At 50.8% G+C, this 19230-nt stretch carries 11 protein-coding genes; all 11 read right to left on the bottom strand.

From position 1 onward, the window contains the following. Window positions 1–450: 450 nt before the first annotated feature. Window positions 451–2568, bottom strand: coding sequence for a hypothetical protein (locus H6B30_RS06795; RefSeq protein ID WP_205108998.1), 2118 nt, complete (start codon window positions 2566–2568; stop codon window positions 451–453). 565 nt (window positions 2569–3133) lie between these two features. Next, window positions 3134–5248 carry a hypothetical protein gene (locus tag H6B30_RS06790; RefSeq protein WP_205108996.1) on the bottom strand — a complete coding sequence of 705 codons (2115 nt, stop codon included), beginning with the start codon at window positions 5246–5248 and terminating at the stop codon, window positions 3134–3136. A gap of 45 nt (window positions 5249–5293) precedes the next feature. Beyond that, on the bottom strand, window positions 5294–5935 hold the full coding sequence (locus tag H6B30_RS06785; RefSeq protein ID WP_205108994.1) for a hypothetical protein: 642 nt from the start codon (window positions 5933–5935) through the stop codon (window positions 5294–5296). Window positions 5936–5971: 36 nt separating this feature from the next. Beyond that, window positions 5972–6838 carry an Omp28 family outer membrane lipoprotein gene (locus H6B30_RS06780; RefSeq protein WP_205108992.1) on the bottom strand — a complete coding sequence of 289 codons (867 nt, stop codon included), beginning with the start codon at window positions 6836–6838 and terminating at the stop codon, window positions 5972–5974. Window positions 6839–6846: 8 nt separating this feature from the next. After that, on the bottom strand, window positions 6847–8571 hold the full coding sequence (locus tag H6B30_RS06775; protein ID WP_439116961.1) for a DUF6029 family protein: 1725 nt from the start codon (window positions 8569–8571) through the stop codon (window positions 6847–6849). Window positions 8572–8595: 24 nt separating this feature from the next. Continuing rightward, on the bottom strand, window positions 8596–9087 hold the full coding sequence (locus tag H6B30_RS06770) for a TlpA family protein disulfide reductase (RefSeq protein ID WP_205108990.1): 492 nt from the start codon (window positions 9085–9087) through the stop codon (window positions 8596–8598). A gap of 72 nt (window positions 9088–9159) precedes the next feature. Further along, window positions 9160–10224, bottom strand: coding sequence for a BACON domain-containing protein (locus tag H6B30_RS06765; RefSeq protein WP_205108988.1), 1065 nt, complete (start codon window positions 10222–10224; stop codon window positions 9160–9162). 9 nt (window positions 10225–10233) lie between these two features. Then, window positions 10234–11550, bottom strand: coding sequence for a DUF4302 domain-containing protein (locus tag H6B30_RS06760; protein ID WP_205108986.1), 1317 nt, complete (start codon window positions 11548–11550; stop codon window positions 10234–10236). A 13-nt stretch (window positions 11551–11563) separates the two neighbouring features. Next, entirely contained in the window at window positions 11564–12478 is a 915-nt protein-coding gene (locus H6B30_RS06755) for a zinc-binding metallopeptidase (protein ID WP_205108985.1), read from the bottom strand. A gap of 35 nt (window positions 12479–12513) precedes the next feature. Next, window positions 12514–14103: a RagB/SusD family nutrient uptake outer membrane protein gene (locus H6B30_RS06750; protein ID WP_205108983.1), complete on the bottom strand. Its 1590-nt coding sequence runs from the start codon at window positions 14101–14103 to the stop codon at window positions 12514–12516. 20 nt (window positions 14104–14123) lie between these two features. Next, the gene (locus H6B30_RS06745) at window positions 14124–17447 is read right to left on the bottom strand and encodes a SusC/RagA family TonB-linked outer membrane protein (RefSeq protein WP_205108981.1); all 3324 of its coding nucleotides are present in this window, start codon (window positions 17445–17447) and stop codon (window positions 14124–14126) included. Window positions 17448–19230 lie beyond the last annotated feature (1783 nt).

Raw genomic sequence — 19230 nt, 5'->3', positions numbered from 1 at the left:
TGGTGCTTTCGCTCTGTTGCCGGCATATTGCCGGACGCATTGCCGCGCCGTTGCCCGCCAAGCCGGGGGCAAAGGCGGCGGCCAAGATGCCCTGCAACCGGGCGGGGGAGCCTTGCCCCATAACGAGGAATGGGGGGTGGACAGGATGCCACCATGCATAGGCCGACGCCACAGACTAGCGGAGATGAAGCCGCATGGGGCATAAACGTGACAATTGGGGGCAAGGGGAAGGCTGACATCAACCCACAGGCGGACGGCTGGCCACAAAACCACCAGGCAGTGGCATGACGCCTACGGCACGGCCGAAAACCGAATGACGACAAAAAGGCCGCAGGAAACAGTTTGTTTCCTGCGGCCAAAATATAAGGATGCGCGGCCATTCTAAATATAACCGATGCACTTGCCGATTATGTCAAGACACACCGGGGTAAACGAGGTAAACAATCTGCATTACTTGACCATCACCTTCTTTGTGGTGCCATCGGAGTACTTGACGATGTTGAGGCCCTTCTGAGCCTTGTCAAGACGCACGCCGTTGACATTGTAACGGGCCACCACCGTTGCACCGTTGGCATCGTCGGTAACACCCTCGATGGATGCGCTGCCGCCATTGCCGAGGCTAACCTGTGCCGCATTGACTATTGAATAGTTGTTGCGGTTGAGGAGAAGGGCCGTGAGATACAGTTTTTCCTTGTTCTGTATGAGCGTATTGGCCGATATGTCGAGAGTGGTGCTGTACGACAGTTTCTCATCCTTCATCACCGCCGAGGGCACACTCTCGTCTATGCCATTGAGGGCATCCCACGCCTGAACAATCACATTGTCGTATGCCATATTAACATAACGGCCTGCACTTGTCCAACTATCAAAGTCGGCATTATATCCTGTGCCGCCTGAAAATCCATTGGCCTGATACCAGGTGTGGTCGTCTTTCTCGCCTTGCATGCCGTCTTCAGAAAGCACGAAGGCTATGGCATAAGGATTGGCAGAGCCAAGACTGATGCGAGAGCAGCCGAAGCTGAAATCAACCTTGGCATTGATGACCGACTTGCCTGTGTCGGCCCAGTCGGCCGTGAGAGCCACCGTTGCCTCCGTTGGCATAATCTCTTTAACGAATTCTACATATTTGTAGGAACCATAAGTAAGTGTGCTGCTTGCCGGATCTGCATACGGGTCACCAAAAGCCGAACGGTCGTACAAGGCTATGGGGAAATCGGGGTTGTATGCCCTAATAACCTCATAATAGGAAGCACACTCCATAGGATCAACGTCTTTCTCGTCCCTCGAAGCATGCCCCGCAAGGATGATTATGTCGTCGCCATACCTCTCCTTCAGCTTATGCACACCGACGTGGCCGCGAGGACACCAAACGCACCAAGTACCGGTGAACTCTTCGACAACCGACGTGCGCTTGGCCGACTTCTCAAAGGCAAACACCTCATATGAAGTTGACGGATTCGATGAAGTGTTGACCTCGCCATTGACTTTTGTTATCTTAAATTCCACTTGATGGACGCCCTCGGTAGTGAAGGTGTAAGGCACTACAAGTTCGTCATTGCCGCCTCCGGCCAGAGGGGCCGGGAAGTTGTATGTCTTCTCCTTTTGGGCCTCGCCATCGACTGTAAGCACAAAGTTCACGTTGTCAATCGCGGAAGCTGCATCATTGTGGACGGCAGCCGACAGCCTTGTCTCCTGGTTGATCAGCGCCGGCTTCTCAAGCTGCTTGTCCATTGAGACATTGGCATGTGAGCAGTTGGTAACGTCAAGACGGGCCATCGCAACCAAGCTGCCAAGGTTCAACAATGACATGTCAAGAAAGACGTCTTGATTTTGTGCTGGAACACCAAAGAAGAAACCGCCACTCATGGGTTCACCCCAGAACACCAGAGGGCTCTCTGTTGTTGTTGTGAAAGAAAAGCCAATGAGGCATCCGTTTTCCGGAATGGTGTATTTGGAAGCCAGCTCAAGGTCCTTGAGGGCAAACATGTTCCTACCCGCCCCCTTCAACTCGAAGTCGGCTAGATTCTCGTGATAGTCGGCCATGTCGGGCGTTTGCGGGAATGATATACTCCCTTGGGCGTTTGACTTAACACCGTCTATCCACAGCTTTACGTTTGTGTACTTGCCGACACCCAATACCATTATGACTGAATCGACCACGGCCTTGGCATAATTGCCGGGCACCATAAATGCCACGTTATAGTTGGTAAGTTTTGCGTAAGCACTGGCCTTGTCATCAAAAATAACTGAAATGATTTTCCAACCTATTGCTGAAAACTTGCCATCATCACTCATCGGGTAGGCGAACCAAATGGTATTATCTTCTCCTGCACGACGCATCGGAGCAGGCTTTTTCATGCTGCGCAACTGCGAAGGCATCTGTGCTATGCCCAACGGATGTTGGGACACACCGGCGAACCCCATGTCACCTACTTTTAAGTTTGCTGACTTCTCCATCAACGAGCTAACGTTTTCTACTTGCTGAGGATTCAGCACAACAGCCTCCTGCGCGCTCACGGAGCCGAGGAAAGCCAACATAGTTACGCCTAAAAGCAACCTTTTAATCATAACGATAATTTTTTAGTTAAACATTAATTTAATTAATAGTGATTTAATATATTTATTTCTGGCCGCGACACCCTTGGAAGGAATGTACGCTACTGCATGTCAAACGTTACGAAGAGAGTCGAACATGGGCATGACGGATTGTGACTATAAAAGCCTGCGCAAGGCTTGCGTGACAACGCAAAGGCGCATGGGCGGCCGCATGTCACACATAACGACTTTAGTTAAACATGAACATTGTGAACCGTGACTCTGACTTCGGGCTACAGCCTCGCCCTCCTGCATTACAAGGGGTGGGATGCTGCATCTGCCATGAAACGAACTTTGTTAAACATAAACATAGTGAATAGTGACTTAAGTTAATACTACTGACTGTGGCCCCATGTAACGGAAGAGCCTGCCGCTATGTGTGCCGGGCCACCGGGTGGCCGGAGAACGATCATGTGAAAGCCGCAGGAAACACGCAGTTTCCTGCGGCTTTGTTGTTCTGCATTGCTGCCCGCGACTTCCAACAAGCCTGTTGTGCCCCGCATGAGGGGCATAGCCCGCAGACAACAATATGCTTGATTTACTTCACGATTACCTTCTTGGTGGTACCGTCGGAGTACTTAACTATGTTAAGACCCTTCTGTGCCTTGTCAAGGCGCACGCCGTTGACATTGTAACGGGCAACCTCGGCTGCTCCGTTGGCATCGTCAGTGACACCCTCGATGGCTGAGCTGCCACCGTCGCCGAGGCTCACCTGTGCCGCATTGACTATTGAATAGTTGTTGCGGTTGATGAGAAGGGCTGTGAGATGCAGCTTTTCCTTGTTCTGTATGAGGGTGTTGGCCGAGATGTCGAGAGTGGCGTTGTATGTCAGGTTCTCACCCTTGAACACAGTGGAAGGCACGCTCTCGTCGATACCGAGAAGCGCATCCCATCCCTGGACGACAACGTTGTCGTAATCCATCTTTACATATTCGCTTGCGCTAACCCAGCTCAGCATGTTGTCGTCATTGCCGAAACTCGTTTCGCCTGAATAATAGTTGTACTGCAGCCACTGCTGGCCCTCGCCGGTCATGTCGTCTTCAGAGAGAACAAAGGCAACGGCATACGGATTGGCGGAACCAAGGCTGATGCGCGTGCAACCGAAGGTGAGACCGACGTTTGCATTGATTACATTCTTGTCTGTGTCGCCCCAGTCGGCGGTAAGAGTAACTGTTGCCTCAGAGGGGAACGATGAGTTCAATATATCAATATATTGATTGGCACCGAATGCATATTGGTTACCGTCGATGCCCTGGTATGCGTCGCCAAGCAGGCAACGGTCGTAAAGGGCTGACGGGAAGCCCTGGGCGAAACCGTAAACAACGTCTAAGTATGTGGCACACTCCATCGGGTCGATTACTGTAGAACTGGATGATGCATGAGCGGCAAGGGTTATAATGCCTTCACCATAACGCTCCTTCAGCAATTCAAGGCCAACATGGCCGCGAGGGCACCATCCGCACCATGTGCCGGTGAACTCCTCGACAACCGGTGTGCGCGTGGCTGATGTCTCAAGGGCCAGCACATCGAATGCCGTCGAAGCAGATGTCGAAGCGTTTGCCTCGCCGTTTACCTTGGTAATCTCTATGCTGACTGGGTGGATGCCCTCTGTTGTGAATGTGTAAGGAACACTGATGTAACCGCCAGATCCACCGGGCAGAGACGAAGAGAAATTAAGTGTCTGCTCCTCCTGGGCTTCGCCGTCGACAGTGAGGACATAGCTTACGCTTGTCACATCGGTGGCGATAGCGTTGTTGTATACAACCGGTGAAAAATCATAAGAGGTATTCATCAGCACGGCTGTCTCGGAAATCGTTTGTATCGACACATCGTTCTGCGAGCAATTGGATATATCCATCAATGCCATGATGGGCAGATTGCCGAAAAGGCCGTATGATGCCATGTTGTTCCACAACATTTCGCCCTGGTAAGGCATCTGCATGAAGAAGGCACCCGACGATGATTCAACATCCCAAGTGAACAATGGTAACTCTACGGTTGTTGTAAACGAGATGCCGATGAAGCATCCGTTATCAGGCACTGTATACGGGGTTGACAATTCGTAGCCCTCTTGAGCAACCATGCCGGACGGGGCATCAACCTGGTGGTCACCAATGTTCTCACAATAGTCGGCCTCTTCGGGGGTTGACGGCAGGATGATGTACTGGCCGTCTGTCTCGTAATCACTTACCCAAATCTTAAAGTTTGAATAGGCGCCAGACGAGAACACTGAGTAAACAGAGTCGATAACGGCCTTGGCATAAGTAGATGGAACATATACAGCTACATTATAGTCTGTGAGGCCGGCCATAGAAGCATCATCAAACACCTGTGAAAAAGCATTCCATCCCCACACATAGCCGGAACCTTGTGAGTTCATGGGATAGCCCCACAGGACATAACTGGTTGCGTCTGCACGCTGCATGGGCGCAAGTTTCTTGGCACCATTGGCCGTCGAGGAAAGCTGCATCGGACGGCCCGATACCTTGTTGACAACACTCAAGCCGAAGTCTGGCAACTTCAGGCTTGCTGCCTTCTGAACCTGCTTGCTACTGTTTTTCGCGAAGCCGGAGCCGAGCCTGATTGCGTTCTGGGCATTCGCCGTATCCACGAAAGCAACCATTGCTAAGCATAAAAGTAATTTTTTGATCATAACCCTAAAATTAGTTTCAGTAAATATAAGATAGACTAAGCAATCTTATCTAACCACGTATTTGCGGGCAGTGTGGGTGTTCGCATCCACCAATATATACACTCCCGCACGAAGCGAGCGGAGACCCGACGCCGAGACTCCCTTGGCTACTACGCTGCCTGTGAGGTCGTAGACATCAAACGATGCCGATGCAATGCCGGCATTGCCAATGCCCGATGTCGCGTTGCAGACAAACTTGATGTACACTACATGGGTCTCACGACCTATGGTTACACTAAGCTTGGTTAGCATCTCGCCGTTCTTTACATCTTCCACATGAATGTCAACACCCATGCTGCCATTGGGACCTAATCCCAAAGTGGCGGTGTAAGTTGACCACACGTTGGTCCTGCACTCACCACCCATGCAATTCACGGGGTAAACGCCATCACCCAACGAACCGCTAACGTAGCTATAGTTAATCTGGATTTGACTTCCTTTCAACTCGCTTGACGTCAGGTTACAAAGCACCAGCCGATTGCCCATGTAGCAGTCCTCCCGCACAAACAGCGGCTCATAAGTGGAAACGAACTCTACAGTAGAGCCTTCGGGAACGGTCTTGCCATCCATGCGGAACTCAAACGTCTGCGCTACAACCATCACTGTTGATACAACAGCAAGGATAAATGTAATAAACAATCTTTTCATGCCTATAACCTGTTAAGTTTGTAATGTTTTAATTAATCACTCCGACGGCAGGACTTCGGTGCGCGCAGCCTGAACAACGCCGGATGAATTGTCGACGAAAGCAACGACAGCCATGTGGCGCGGACGCCATATATCGTCAAGCTTTATCGTTGTGGTGTATATTTCCTTCATATCTTCGCCGGCACTAATTGTGACAGGAACGCCATCAATCGGCGTGGCTGATGTGCGGAAGATGTTGTTGAACCGGTGGTCTATGACCGGCCCGCTACTAAAAAGCTGCATCGTAACGATGCTGTCTTCTGTGAGCCAAACATGGGCGTTGCCGGTGAAATCGGACTTGGCGCGGCCCATGACGCTGACCGTCACGCTACGGTCGGCCTCGTTGTATGACGAACGGGCGGAAAGAGCAACCGTAGTCTCGCGCCTTAGCCCGTTGACAATGGCCGTGAGCCAGTTGGGCTGGCTTAGCACCCCACCAGTGCGGTCGATGATGGCATTAGGCTCGCTCTGCAGACCGTATCGGCTGAAGAGTTGCTCGCCGAAATCGGTGGCCAAGCCCTCAAACTGCGGATTCTGGCCCACCCCTATGGCGAGATTCATGTTCCTGCCTGCATGTATTGAGACTACAATGACTTTGTTTGGCCCGCCGTTGGCTTCTTGCATAACTTCGAGAGCCTCGGATGCAGCCGGGCAGTTGACGCACAACTGGCCGGAGAACTCCTCAACCAACACTGAGTGGTATATCGGGGCGTTGATGTCGGTAGTGTCAGAACCGGTGCTGTCGCCGGGTGATATGGGGTCGTCGACAGCAAGGTAACGGTCGCCATCGCTTATCTGGTCGCAAGAGGCAACTCCCATCGCCACGAGGGCCAAAGCCATGAATACTGATTTCTTTAACTGCATATTCGATGTCAGAAATTAAAGTTGTACGACATTGTCACTCCCTTGCTTGCCGGCACCCAGCGACATACGCCGCCTGAACAGTTGAAGCCAGCACGGGTGCGCGCATATCCCACCTGTAGACGATGGGCACCTTTGGCAAAAGTGACTGAACCGTTGTAGTAATGTATCTCGTCACCGATGCTGTATTCATCCGAAACGGTGAACATCAGGTATGGCAACACAGACAGCTCGAGCAGTCCGTAGACGCAATCACAGTCGCCATCTTCATTGTTCACACCCGAAGTCATGTCGAGATACTGGGCCTCGGCACGCAGGGTGAACTTGTCGTTGAACTGATACTTGCCCTCAGCCACGTAGATGTTGTTGTGGAGCATGCCGCCGTGGCCCTCTACCGCTGTCTTGTTGTAGAACTGGTTCATGTACATAAGGTTGAGCTTGAAGGCCTTGGTGAACTTCTTCTCAATCTGTACGTTGAAGTCCTGATAGTACTTTGAGTCGCCCCACTTGAAGAAAGCAGAGCCGTAGCCGTCGGTTCCTGGATAGTAACCGTTGGAACCCTGCATGATGCCGTCGGCGTAACGAGTGTTCTTGGCAATGGAGTGAACATGCGAGAAGTTCAACTTGACCTTCGTGCCATACTTACCTCCGAAGAACGAATGGCGCTTGAAGTTGTAAGCCAGCTCGGCCTGGTAAGCCCATTCGCCATCGGGCTGCGTGGCATATGGATAACGTGCGGCAAGAGCATAGGTGTGCTCCATCGTGAACGCAGGCAGGTGATTGATGAACGAAGAGTTCTCCGACAGCGACGGCAGTGTGCGCTGGCTGCGGAACGACATGTTGTCGCTGCGCTTGGCCTGCACCAAGAAGCTCATGCCACGCTTGGAGTAACTGGCCGACAACATGGCCACATACCCCTTGCGGTATATGTAGTCGTTGTCTTGCGACGGGTCTTGCGACTTCTGTGCATACTCGGCAAGCACGTTCCAGTTGCCGGTCTGCAGGCGCAGGCGCACGTCGAAGGCCTGGACATCGGTCGGGAAGTTAAGGCGCTGCTTGCCGTCGTAACTCACAATCATCTCCTCGTCGCCTTCATGCTTGTTGACAAACGAGGCGCCAAAGGTGAGATATGTGTTCTTTTCCTGCATCTTCTTGAACCACTGGTCAACACTCAACTCAACGTCGGCACCGCCAACCCACGAGCGGTTGAGCCCCTCAAACGGGCCTCCGTCATGCCAATAGCGGCGCTGCTTGCCTGCCAGCACCTTCACCGTAGCCCAGTTGAAAGGCTTGTAGACCAGTCGGCCGCCAAGCAAAGAGTTGTCGATGCCGAGGCTGCGCTCCTCATACGTGCGGAGAATGAAGCCCGAACCGAACTGCTCGTAGAAATTACCGGCGGTCACCTCGACATTCTTATACTTGCCCTTAACATAGATGTAGGGTATTCCCCACCCCTTGTAGTCGGGCTCGAATCCGGGAAGCGGGTGGTCAAGATATTCCACACGCGCCCCGGCGTCGATGTACTTGCTCGACAGGTTGACCTCGCCAAAGGTATTGGTGAGGGCAAACTCGCTATAATCCTCAGCGCCAATCGTCGCGTCGGACTGCGGTATAAGGATGTCGCTCTGTATGCTACCGCTCACCTGAACCTTGTTGCCACCGGCTTCCGATTCCTGGGCCATGGCCACAGACGCACAAGCGACGCAGCATCCAAATACGGATATTAGTCTAAACAGTCTCAAAACAATTGGCTTAAAGGGTTACTTAATCAGTTCACGCACTTTCTCGATCAGCTCTTTCTCGGCACCATCGGTGTAGCCATTGTGCTTGTACACAATGTTGCCCTTGCCGTCGACGATGATCACATAAGGTATCATCTGTATGCCGAGGGCACGCTTGAAGTCGCTGTTGGGGTCGAGGAGCACATCATACTCCCAGCCATTGCTGTCAACCAAGGGCTTTACCTTGTTGATGTTCTGAGCCTGGTCGATGCTGACGGCAATGAGCTTGACGCCGGTCTCATCCTGCCAGTCGGCGTAAACCTCGCTGATGGCAGAAAGCTCACGGTTGCAGGGCTTGCACCATGTGGCGAAGAAAGAGATAATAAACGGTTTGCCGTCATTCGACAATTTATCTGTCTGTACCGTCTTGCCGTTAATGTCTTTAAGAGTAACGGCCGGCAATGTCTGTGCCTGCGCTATACCTACGATGGCGAGGAAAGCAACTACGAGCAAAACTTTGATACTCTTCATAATTTCAATCTTGATTTAAAAGGTTATAATGTCCGTATCGGCCAACGGCCGACACGGACATTTGATGATTAGTTATCGCAAAACGTAAGATGACGCTACAACGGGAGCGCGCTTCAACGTCGGACGGTAGAACGTCATGAGCGGGCCTTGGTCGGCACTCTCCGTCATCGAGTTGGAAGAGAACGCCTCAAGGATGATGCCATCTATAGGCAACGCTCCGGCTGTTGTCCCGAGGTAACCGCTGAACGTTCCACTTGTGCCTTCTACATCATCGTAATCAAACGACAGCGTGAGGGTGGACATAGTGTTGTATGCGGTCCAGTAATCGCCGGCTTGGAACGCAGCATAGACATAATAGGAACTGTAACGTCCGACATAGCAACCGCTCTGTATCGTGAAGCTCATCGCATCAGAGTCGTAAGTCATCGGTATGCTCAGGCCCAGGGCTGTGATGCGCAACGCATCCCTCGAAACGGTAACGCTGAAGTTGCGCTGTGGCCCTTCGGCATCGTCACTGTAATAGAACGTGTATGTCCCGGCAATGTCGGTATCGAAATCAGCCTGCTGCACGCGCAACGAGTCTTTCACTCCACCCGACTGGTATGCAACATATCCGCGACGGATATGCCCTGTTGTGTTAGCCGTGAAAGAGACCTCGAGGGTATCTCCTGACAGCGACGTGGTTATCCAGTCGGGAGCTGAGAGAACCTGAACGTCCATGTTTGATGTGAAAACAACCACATCAGAACCGGCAGCATTGCCCGACGATATCTCAGACTTGTCTACCGACAAGATGATTCCGCGCTGGGTGACAGGTACCTGTATCGAGTCGGAACCGTTGCGGAGCACCACCACAGTTGAACGTCCGGCAACACCTGTGTTCTGATCGACAGAAACAATTACCGAGTCGGCACTGACGGTGGCAGTACACCATGATGCACGCGTTGTTGCAGTCACCGTTCCAGAATTAGAGGCGAAGTGTATTGAGCCCACTGAAGAAGCCGGTGAGAAATCCAAGTGAGCGGCCACAATCGAAATTGAACTTTCCGTTGCATAGGGATTCTCGACATCGTCGTCGCAAGCCACGAACGAACCGAGGCAACAAACGGCAAGCAATATATTAAAAAGTTTCTTCATAACTGTCGATTAATTTAGTTTTGTCATTGATGTTATGTTGAGCATGAGCACATAACCATTAACACCCCACTCAGTGAACTGACCAAGGCTCTGGCCTGAAGAATCAGTGAGCCAGAAGCAGAACGAGTCTGTTGTCAGGTTAACATCGGAATTTGTCACCCAATTATACACAGGATTCTCGCTGTCACCATTCCATACCGTAACCATGCCACAGCCTGTGTAAGCCGGGAAGAGGTTGCCGCCTGAAGCCCAGTTCATGGCATTCAGCCAGATTATATTGCTGCCCTGCTGGCCTACGGCCTGCGTATTCCACTCGAGGCGGCCTGCCTGGCGGTTGAAATGAAGCACAACCTCAAAGTTCGGGTTGAGCCCGGACATATTGTAAGAAGTGCCGTCTTCAGAAGGAGTGAGCGTCACATCGATGGTCGACTCAACCATATCATTGTTGTTGCCCGGCACATAATAGAGCAACCTGTAATTGCCGGCAAACTTCTCGAAAGACACATAGTCATCAGGCACAGACCCAATCATGGCAAAGTTGTTTGCCCCGGCGTTTATCCCGGAGAACGTCATTCCATTGCCATTATAAGCAAACTCAGAGAGAGTAGTGCCATTCACGTCGACGTCATCATACAAGCGTATGCCCGAGTCAGTATAAGTGAATGCAACAGGAACCTGCTCGTCAACGCTGTTGTTCGTATAGTTGAACGTTACAGTACGGCTGTCATAGTCAAATGAAGCCGAAACAGAGTCAGACCCAATCATGCCGTCAGCCGTGGCGACATAGATGCTGTCTCTCATTGCATTGACCTTAGCCAGGTAGTCGAGCGGCGCCTCGGTGAGAGGATGCAGGTAGGCATAGTTGCCGATGCGCTTTCCACGGAGGACAACGAGCTCAGGCGTAGCGCTTTCAACAACGAACTCGAAATCAGCATGATACCCCTCATAGTTGGTAGAGCTCGGCGTAGACAGCTCATGGAGCACCTCGTTGTATGTATCGAAAGTAAGCACAGGGCCCTGGTCGGTGCTCATCTTATAGTAAGAAGTGCACTCCTGAGGCATGCTCTCCGATGCAACAGTACAAGTGAGCGAGTCAAACTTTACGGTCATGGCTCGGCCTCCATACTGCTGGTCGTCACCTATATAATAGTCCATCACCCAACCGTATTGAGCACTCCGCAAGACATTCTTTGCCTCATTCATGGCCTGCTGAAGGCGCAGGGATGATGATTCGTTGAACGCATCGTCCTCTTCACTCTGGCAAGAAGTAAGCACCAATGCCGGAAGAGCCAGCGCTAACAGAAACAATATATTCTTAATTTTCATAACCTTCATTTGTTTAATCAATTGAAACGTCTGTCAAATCAATCTTCCCTGAAACGATGTCGTGCTCACGGCGAAGCACTGCGTCGCGCAACTCATCCAGGTCAATGTTGAAGTTATCCCTCATGTAAGAACGGACAATGTCCATTTTGCTCTCAAGGTATGCGCGTCCGGGCTGCGGGTTGTCGTCTGTTCCGGCAGCCTCCTGCATCCACTGCTCCCACTGCTCTTCAGTGTTGGTGACATACATCGACATCATCTCGGCGAAGTCCTCGGCGTGAGACTGCTGGGCATAGGCAGAGATGTAGCCACGCTGCAGGTAGTCGGTGTTCCAAGGAGCGTCGCTCCAGCTGTCGGCCACATAGCCTGTGGAAGTAATCATCTGGTAGGCGGCAGAATAGTCTACCGTCTGGTTCAGGATATGTGTGAACTCGTGGTGGATGGTCTTCAGGTAATACTCGTTAAGCGACTCAATCGAATACTTGTAGCTATCGATATAGTTGACGCCCATGAGGAATATCTTTCGGCCGCCCTCGGCAGTTCCGAGCTCAAACGTACCATTGTTACGATAGTGCCATTCGCCCTCGAGGAAGAACAGTTTCGGGAAATACCGGCGCGTAAAGTCTATGCCGGCCACCTCGTCGTAAGCCTCGACGCAGCTGTACTTCACGATGTGAGCCATCTGCACAGCCTGCTCATACTCAGCCGGTACAGTATAATAGTCAGCATTGCTCTCGTTGAACTCGTAGCGATACTTCATTTCGATGTTGTATGGCTGAAGGTAGTTCACCTCGAGCCACTTGTCGAGAGGCGTCTGCTCCACCATGTCTGTAGTAATAATAGACTGAGAAGAAAAGTCGTCATCACTACAAGCTGTGAAAGCCAATGCTGCTCCCGCCAGCAAGAAAGAATAATATATATTTCTTTTCATACTTACAATCACTTTAAATGGTTAGTTCGACTGACTTATCTGGGATTAGCCTGCATGCCTGCCTGTATTATCTGCGAAGGCAACTGTATGGCCCTGCGCAAATCATTTGCTGGCAGAGAGTCTGATATCGACTCAGGTTCATCAGAAGCATTCATCGTACGACGATAAACCGTGATGCCATAGCGCTTGATGTCAAACCAGCGCAAGCCCTCGGCTATGTTTTCCAATCGCTTGAAGTTAAGCACACACTGCAACATAGACTCCTGCGTGCTTCCGTCGGCATCGATGGTGAATGCCGGGTGGAGCTTCTTCTTCAACGTCGGGTTATCCCATGTCCAGTAAGACATTGAGTTGTAGAACGACGTCACGTTCTCCGGCGTGAGCGTCATGGTCGACGTTGTCCAGTTCTGCATCCAAAGCGTCATGTCTGCGCAAGCCTTTTCATACTCGCCCAACATGATGTAAGCCTCGGCACGCTCCAGTAAAACGAGGTCGGCCTTGAACGGAGGATAAACCGAGCGGGTGTAACCGGTCTGGTTCTGCGTGTCAATATACTCAAACAGACGGGGAGACTTTGCAACCAGCACACGGTTGAGCGTACCGCCGATAAACCTCAGCGGCTGGCACCTCATCAGTCGTGAGCCGCCCCAGATGTTGGTGGCCTCAAGAGTCTCTGTCGTCGACATGTAACTGTCGTGGCTGTACTTAGACATGTAAGAATAATTGCTGTTCCAGTAGCCCATCATGGAGATGGCTGTGCTCAGCATAAGGTTGGAGTTGTCAGAGCTGCTGATGTACTGGTTTGTACGCGGAGTCAGGTCGTCGGTGATACCATACGACTCCATCTCATCCCAGTCGCGCAGCATCGACGAAGGATTGGTGCCGAGACACTCCGTAGCATACTGCACAGCCTTGTCCCACTGCTCATAGAAAAGGTAGAAGCGGGTGGCGAAAGCATAGGCAGCCTGCCTGTTGAAGTGATATTTGGGCACATCGAGGTGTGTGTCGCCTACCATAGGCAGGGCCTCCTGGATGTCCTTGTCTATCTTGTCGTACACGTCGGCCACCGAGTTGCGCTCATAGGAAGGGTTGACCGTTGTCTCGGGTTCGGTCATGTATGTCACGCCGAGGTCCGTAGAGCTGGTAGCCTTGTTGTAGTTCAGCGAGAACATGTTTACAAGCAGGAAGTGGCCGTATGCGCGGCAGAGCAAAGCCTCGGCCTTGGCCTCGCGGAGCGTCTGGGTTGTTGCCCCGCCCATCTCCTCGATAGACTGCAGTGCCTCGTTGGCATTGGCTATGGCCCCGTAGCAAGCGAGCCAGAACACACGCATGTCGTCATTATCCGTGTCAACAATGTCTTGCCAAGCAAACACCTGGTCGTAGAAACGGCTTGTATAATTCGAGAAGCGCGGCCCCATGTCGTCGATATTGTCAGACATGCACTCTGCCACCATTATATAAGAGTTGTCGGGATAAGCAGATGTTATCAACCTAACCACCTTATCTTCGGTGTTAACTTCAGCGCGGTTGTCGGGCATCGTGTCAAGGTAAGAGTCACATGACACCAACGACGAGCCCATCAAGGCTGAAAAGGCTGCGACATATAAAATATTTCTTTTTTTCATTGTTAAGCTCATCTAATTGATTAAATACCAACCTTCAAAGTTAAAGTAAACTGCTTGGACATAGGCAAGGCCACACCACCTGTATTGAAGAACTCAGGATCCTGGCCATTGAGTTTCTTGTCTGCATACAGCAAGAACAAGTTGGTGCCCTGCAATTTCAAAGAGAGTGTATTTACGCCTAAGTTCTGGATAAGCGACTTGGGGAAATCGTAAGACAATGAAATCTCCTTCATGCGGATGAAGTCACCCTTGGCTATACGCTCCGTCGAATAGTTGTATGCATTGTAAGCATAGCGCAGATTGGCGTCAAGCTGGTTCTGCATCTTGCTCGGTATAACCGGTACGGTGGTATGCTTCTCGTCGCCGGGCACAGTCCAACGGTTGTTGAACTCCTTCGGCGTAGCCACGAGGTCGTCGTAGGTGTTAGAGAATATCGGGTCAAGACGCACCACATTTCCAAACGAGTAAGTAAGGAACACATTGAGAGTGAAGTTCTTATATCTGAAGATGTTGCCGAAGCTACCAACATGCTTAGGATCGGCCGAGCCCTCATACTTGAGGTACTTGAGCTGCTCGGGATCGTTCTGCTGGAAATTGATGTCAGACACCGTCACCTCGCCAGACTCATTGATGTACTGCGGCAGACCTTCCTCGTTGAGACCCACGAACGGTATCGAGAAGATGGCGCCCACGGGATATCCCTCCATGGCGTAGCCTACGCCCGAAACCAAGTCAAGCATTCTTGTTGCGCTGCGCAGCTCTGTCACCTCGTTGTGAGTGTAGCTGTAAATGAGGCTCGTGGTCCACGAGAAGTCCTCGTTCTTGATGTTCGTTGTAGAGAGCGACATTTCGACACCGCTCGACTTCATTGAGGCGATGTTGCCGTACTTCTGCAGCTCACCGCCCACACCTGTTGTCAGCGCGAGGCCGATAAGGTCGAAGTTGCGGCGTGCATAAGCGTCCATGGTCAAGTTGATGCGGTTGTTGAGGAAGCCCATGTCAAGACCGAAGTTGAACTCGTGCTTCTTCTCGTAAGTCAGGTCGTCGTTAGCGAGCTGATATATATAAAGTGCAGTCTCCTGTACGTCGGCAAACGGACGCCACGGGTTCTGGGCCATGATGACGGCCGTAGAGTTTGTGACATACGACGGGCCGCGGTCGGCAGTCAAAGAGTAAGACAGGCGGAGGGCCAGGTGAGACATGGCGGGCTGCAACTTCTTGAAGAAGGGCTCCTCGTGAACATTCCACGAACCCGACACGTTCCATGTAGGCAGCCAGCGAGCCGCACGGCTCTTGCCCAAGCGGTTGGTACCCTCGTAGCGAACCGTTCCGTTGATAGTGTAACGCCCTTTGTAAGAGTAAGTTCCGTTGGCAAAGAACGCAGCGCTGCGCTCGTGGGTATTGCTCAGGGTGTAGTAATCTTCACCCTGCTCAAGGCTCTTCTTGAACACCTCGTATGCCCACGACGGAGTCTCGCCAAGCTCATACTGCATACCCCAGCCGCGGAACCATGTGTTGTGGCGCTCCACGCTGTTGATTTCCATACCTCCGTATGCGTTTACGATGTGCGTGTCCTCACCGAACACATCGTTATATTGTGCAGTGGCGCGGAAGTCGTATCCGAACATGCGGTCGTCTGTACGGTTGATAATACCGCCATAGGGCAGCACCGTCACCGGCAGAGCGTAGATGTCATCTGGGTCGGTATACAGATAGTCGTTGTTGTCGCGTATTGTAGACGTACCCATGGCGCGGTAAGCCTGTGCCTGGTTTGAGGCATCAAGGATATTGTGCTCCTGGGTGGCCGAGCTGTACTTCACAGCGCCGAGGGCGGTGAGCTCAACCTTGGTGATGGGCTTGTAGCTCAACTTGGCCTGCATACGGAAATCCACCACATTCAGGTCGATATAGTTGTTCTCCAATTCATGGAAGATGTTGAACGGGGCGTAGTTACGTGTGTAATACACGTTCGGGTCGAGCGTGCGCGAAGTGTTCAACGCATAAGAATAAGGGTTGATGTCGAACGCACGAGTAACCTCGCCAGACACAGGGTCGGGCTGCGAAGACAGCGTTCCGGGAGCTTTCTGCTTACGGTAAGATGCGTTACCGATGATGCCGGCGGTCAGCTTCTTCGAAATGTTGTGGTTTACGTTGAAGTTTGCCGTATAGCGCTCAACCTTGCTCTGCTTTGTCCATCCCGGATCATACATTGCGCTGACAGAAGCATAGTAGTTGCCCTTGTCAGAACCGCCCGACATGCTGACAGAGTGGGTGTGCTGTATGGAGTTGGAGAACAGCTCCTTGAACCAGTCTGTATTGCGATACTCGGCAGCGCGCAGATAAGCGGCGCGGGCAGCCGGAGTGTTGGCCAGTCCGAACTGGCCTGTGTTCGGGTCGTAGGTGTTGATGAGCTCATACATCTTGCCATACACACCGCTGTTCTGTGCGTTGGCAGTCTCAGCATAGTTGAGGTAGCCCTTCTGCTGAAGCTCCTGATACACAGACATCTGGTCTTGTGAGTTCATGATGTTGAACGTAGAGTATCGCGGTATCAGGCGCATGGTGTACTCACCGTTGTAACTTATGTGAGCCTGGCCCGACTTACCTTTCTTTGTGGTAACGACAATCACACCGGCCATGGCGCGTGCACCATAGATAGATGTGGCCGAACCATCCTTCAGAATCTGGAAACTCTCGATGTCGTCTGAGTTAAGACCTGCGATGGCCGAGCTGATAAGCGTATTGGCGTCTCCAGAAGAGAGCTGGTCAGTGCTAACCTCTGCCACGTCCTCCATGATAACGCCATCGACAACCCAGAGGGGGCTGGAGCTGCCGTAGATAGACGTAGCACCGCGGACGCGGATTTTGGGAGCAGTACCGAATGTACCAGACACGTTCTGCACAGACACACCGGCAGCACGTCCCTCAAGCGAGCGGCTGATGTCAGCCACACCGGAAATCTTTGCCCCTTCGGCATCGATTTTTGTAGTTGCACCGGTGAAAAGACGCTTGTCGGTCTTCTGCATACCCGTAACGACTACTTCGTCTACGACATGGGCAGAACTCTCAAGCGTAACTTTCATCCCAGGCTTCGCAACCACTACCTGCGGCTTCATGCCGACATAACTTATCTGAAGTTTCTTGCCGGCCGGCACAGAGAGCGTAAACTGACCGTCCATGTTGGTGGTAGTACCGGTCTTGGTTCCCTCAACCATGACCGTAGCACCGATGATCGGCAGCCCGTCTTCCTGAGATATTACGGTACCTGTAACTTTTGTTTGGGCAAAAGCCATCCCTATTGAAAGGAGAAGGCAAGCCAAAAGCATAGTTAATCTTCTTTCCATAAATACTCTCTTCTTTACTAAATTACTACTATAACATTACAACATGCAAAATTAAACAAAATTATTCACCCCACAGCATAAATGGCTAAAAAAATCAAATATTTAACTTATTTCGTGCTACAAAAGCCTCAAAAGTGATTGTTTTACATTCCACATTGAAAAGATTATCAGTCATTCGTTTACAGTTTGCAAACGATTTGGGTGTCAAAAAAGCACTAAAAGCCGCATAAATACCCAAACACCAAAGTCAAACAACGTATAAATATCCACCCCGAACGTGGCCTATTGAAATATGAGCGCCCCCACCCGACCATACAACCTGGCATCGCCAGGAAATATCCATGTAAAGTTTTGTTACTATTTTGCTTGGCTTTGAAAACCAGCTGCAGGCCAATGTGTTACGTTAACAGTAAATGACTAAAGGCAAAATGGCCGGTAACGCATGTCGAAACAACCCTTTTGACAACACAAAACGGGCTGTTTGGGCGTGCGAAACAGCCCGTATGGGAAGCAAAGGCTGCAATGTAAACATTTATCGCATATAGAGGATATATACAGAACAAGTACTAAATTCACGAAGGCCGTGGCTACTATATATTATAGGTACGCGCGCACGCATACATAATTATAATATCTCTGGTGGAAAAAACGGAGAACTTTAAAAACTATAATGGCACGAATTAGTAAGTGAAAATATCAAGAACCGATAATTATGCCGATAAAAGTAACACGGAAACAGGCGGTAAGGACATGATTTTGAGAACAAATTGCACTGAAATACTATTGTGCTGTAAAACTGTTATCAAACACAAAATTGCGCACAAAATGCATAAATGAACGACAGGCGATGGCGGATGGCCGCGATGCGCATGTTCAATCTGCTTCAAAAAATGGCGTCAACCCCATATTAACATGTCACAAAGTTCAGCCGAATAAACCACAATGGTGAGAAACTTATCATTTGGAAGGAAATAACAGACACAGAAAAACAGACTTTAACGGAACTGGCTTGAAGGGCTTTCAGCATTTTGAAATATATGCGGAAAATATAAACGGGCGGACTGAGCACCGGCAAAGGTGTAATTGAACAGACACAAAAGATACAGCAAATGTTAAATTTCAAAGTGTACAACAATGCCACTACCGACAGACAGCACAGCAAATCGGATGTTATAAAGAAACGCCTTAGATGGATAATTAGGATTTGGGTAATGATAAAATAAAAAAAAATCATTCTTGATAACAAAAGCGATTATAAAATAACTTAACTGTTGCAATCAACGAGCCCGAGTATGGCTGTGGAAAAAACTCGCGGCTGCCTGTATGTAAATACGCTGACAACAGCATGACAATAACGGAAGCGAAGGTTGGGCAAAGACTGATGTGCATGCCGGTACTCAAGGCAAGTTGCTGAAAGATGGCTCAGCACTTGGGCGCGCAGAGCCCTGGCAAAGGCGCTACACGAAGCAAAGGCGCAGGAGGGAAACCCTGATTTTCAAGCACATAGAGCGCCATCAGGCAACCTTCAGGCAATATGCCTGTTGCCGATGATGCCGTTGGCCTATGCCAGAGCAGGGCTTCGCCGATACGAAGAAGTACACATTTTAAGTAGCTGTTGAAAATTAATCATCATCAGATTGTGCGCAGTTACGGGAATGTTTTTGGCAAGGGCGAAGAAGGAAGTGAAGCGAACCAAACACTCGATTGGGCATAAAGAAAACACCCGGAAGAGCTTGCAAGATGATGGAAAGGACAAGATACAGATATAGATTGGTTTTGTGAC

The organism is Marseilla massiliensis, from assembly GCF_016899955.1.
Taxonomy (GTDB): Bacteria; Bacteroidota; Bacteroidia; order Bacteroidales; family Bacteroidaceae; genus Prevotella; species Prevotella intestinigallinarum.
The sequence above is the reverse complement of the archived record's forward strand: the minus strand, read 5'-3'. Positions and strand labels throughout refer to the sequence as shown.

Bases quoted from the DNA above. Each gene is read 5' to 3' on its own strand.
- H6B30_RS06770 (WP_205108990.1), bottom strand. From the start codon at position 9,087: ATGAAGAGTATCAAAGTTTTGCTCGTAGTTGCTTTCCTCGCCATCGTA.
- H6B30_RS06795 (WP_205108998.1), bottom strand. From the start codon at position 2,568: ATGATTAAAAGGTTGCTTTTAGGCGTAACTATGTTGGCTTTCCTCGGC.
- H6B30_RS06790 (WP_205108996.1), bottom strand. From the start codon at position 5,248: ATGATCAAAAAATTACTTTTATGCTTAGCAATGGTTGCTTTCGTGGAT.
- H6B30_RS06745 (WP_205108981.1), bottom strand. From the start codon at position 17,447: ATGGAAAGAAGATTAACTATGCTTTTGGCTTGCCTTCTCCTTTCAATA.
- H6B30_RS06750 (WP_205108983.1), bottom strand. From the start codon at position 14,103: ATGAAAAAAAGAAATATTTTATATGTCGCAGCCTTTTCAGCCTTGATG.
- H6B30_RS06760 (WP_205108986.1), bottom strand. From the start codon at position 11,550: ATGAAAATTAAGAATATATTGTTTCTGTTAGCGCTGGCTCTTCCGGCA.
- H6B30_RS06785 (WP_205108994.1), bottom strand. From the start codon at position 5,935: ATGAAAAGATTGTTTATTACATTTATCCTTGCTGTTGTATCAACAGTG.
- H6B30_RS06780 (WP_205108992.1), bottom strand. From the start codon at position 6,838: ATGCAGTTAAAGAAATCAGTATTCATGGCTTTGGCCCTCGTGGCGATG.
- H6B30_RS06765 (WP_205108988.1), bottom strand. From the start codon at position 10,224: ATGAAGAAACTTTTTAATATATTGCTTGCCGTTTGTTGCCTCGGTTCG.
- H6B30_RS06755 (WP_205108985.1), bottom strand. From the start codon at position 12,478: ATGAAAAGAAATATATATTATTCTTTCTTGCTGGCGGGAGCAGCATTG.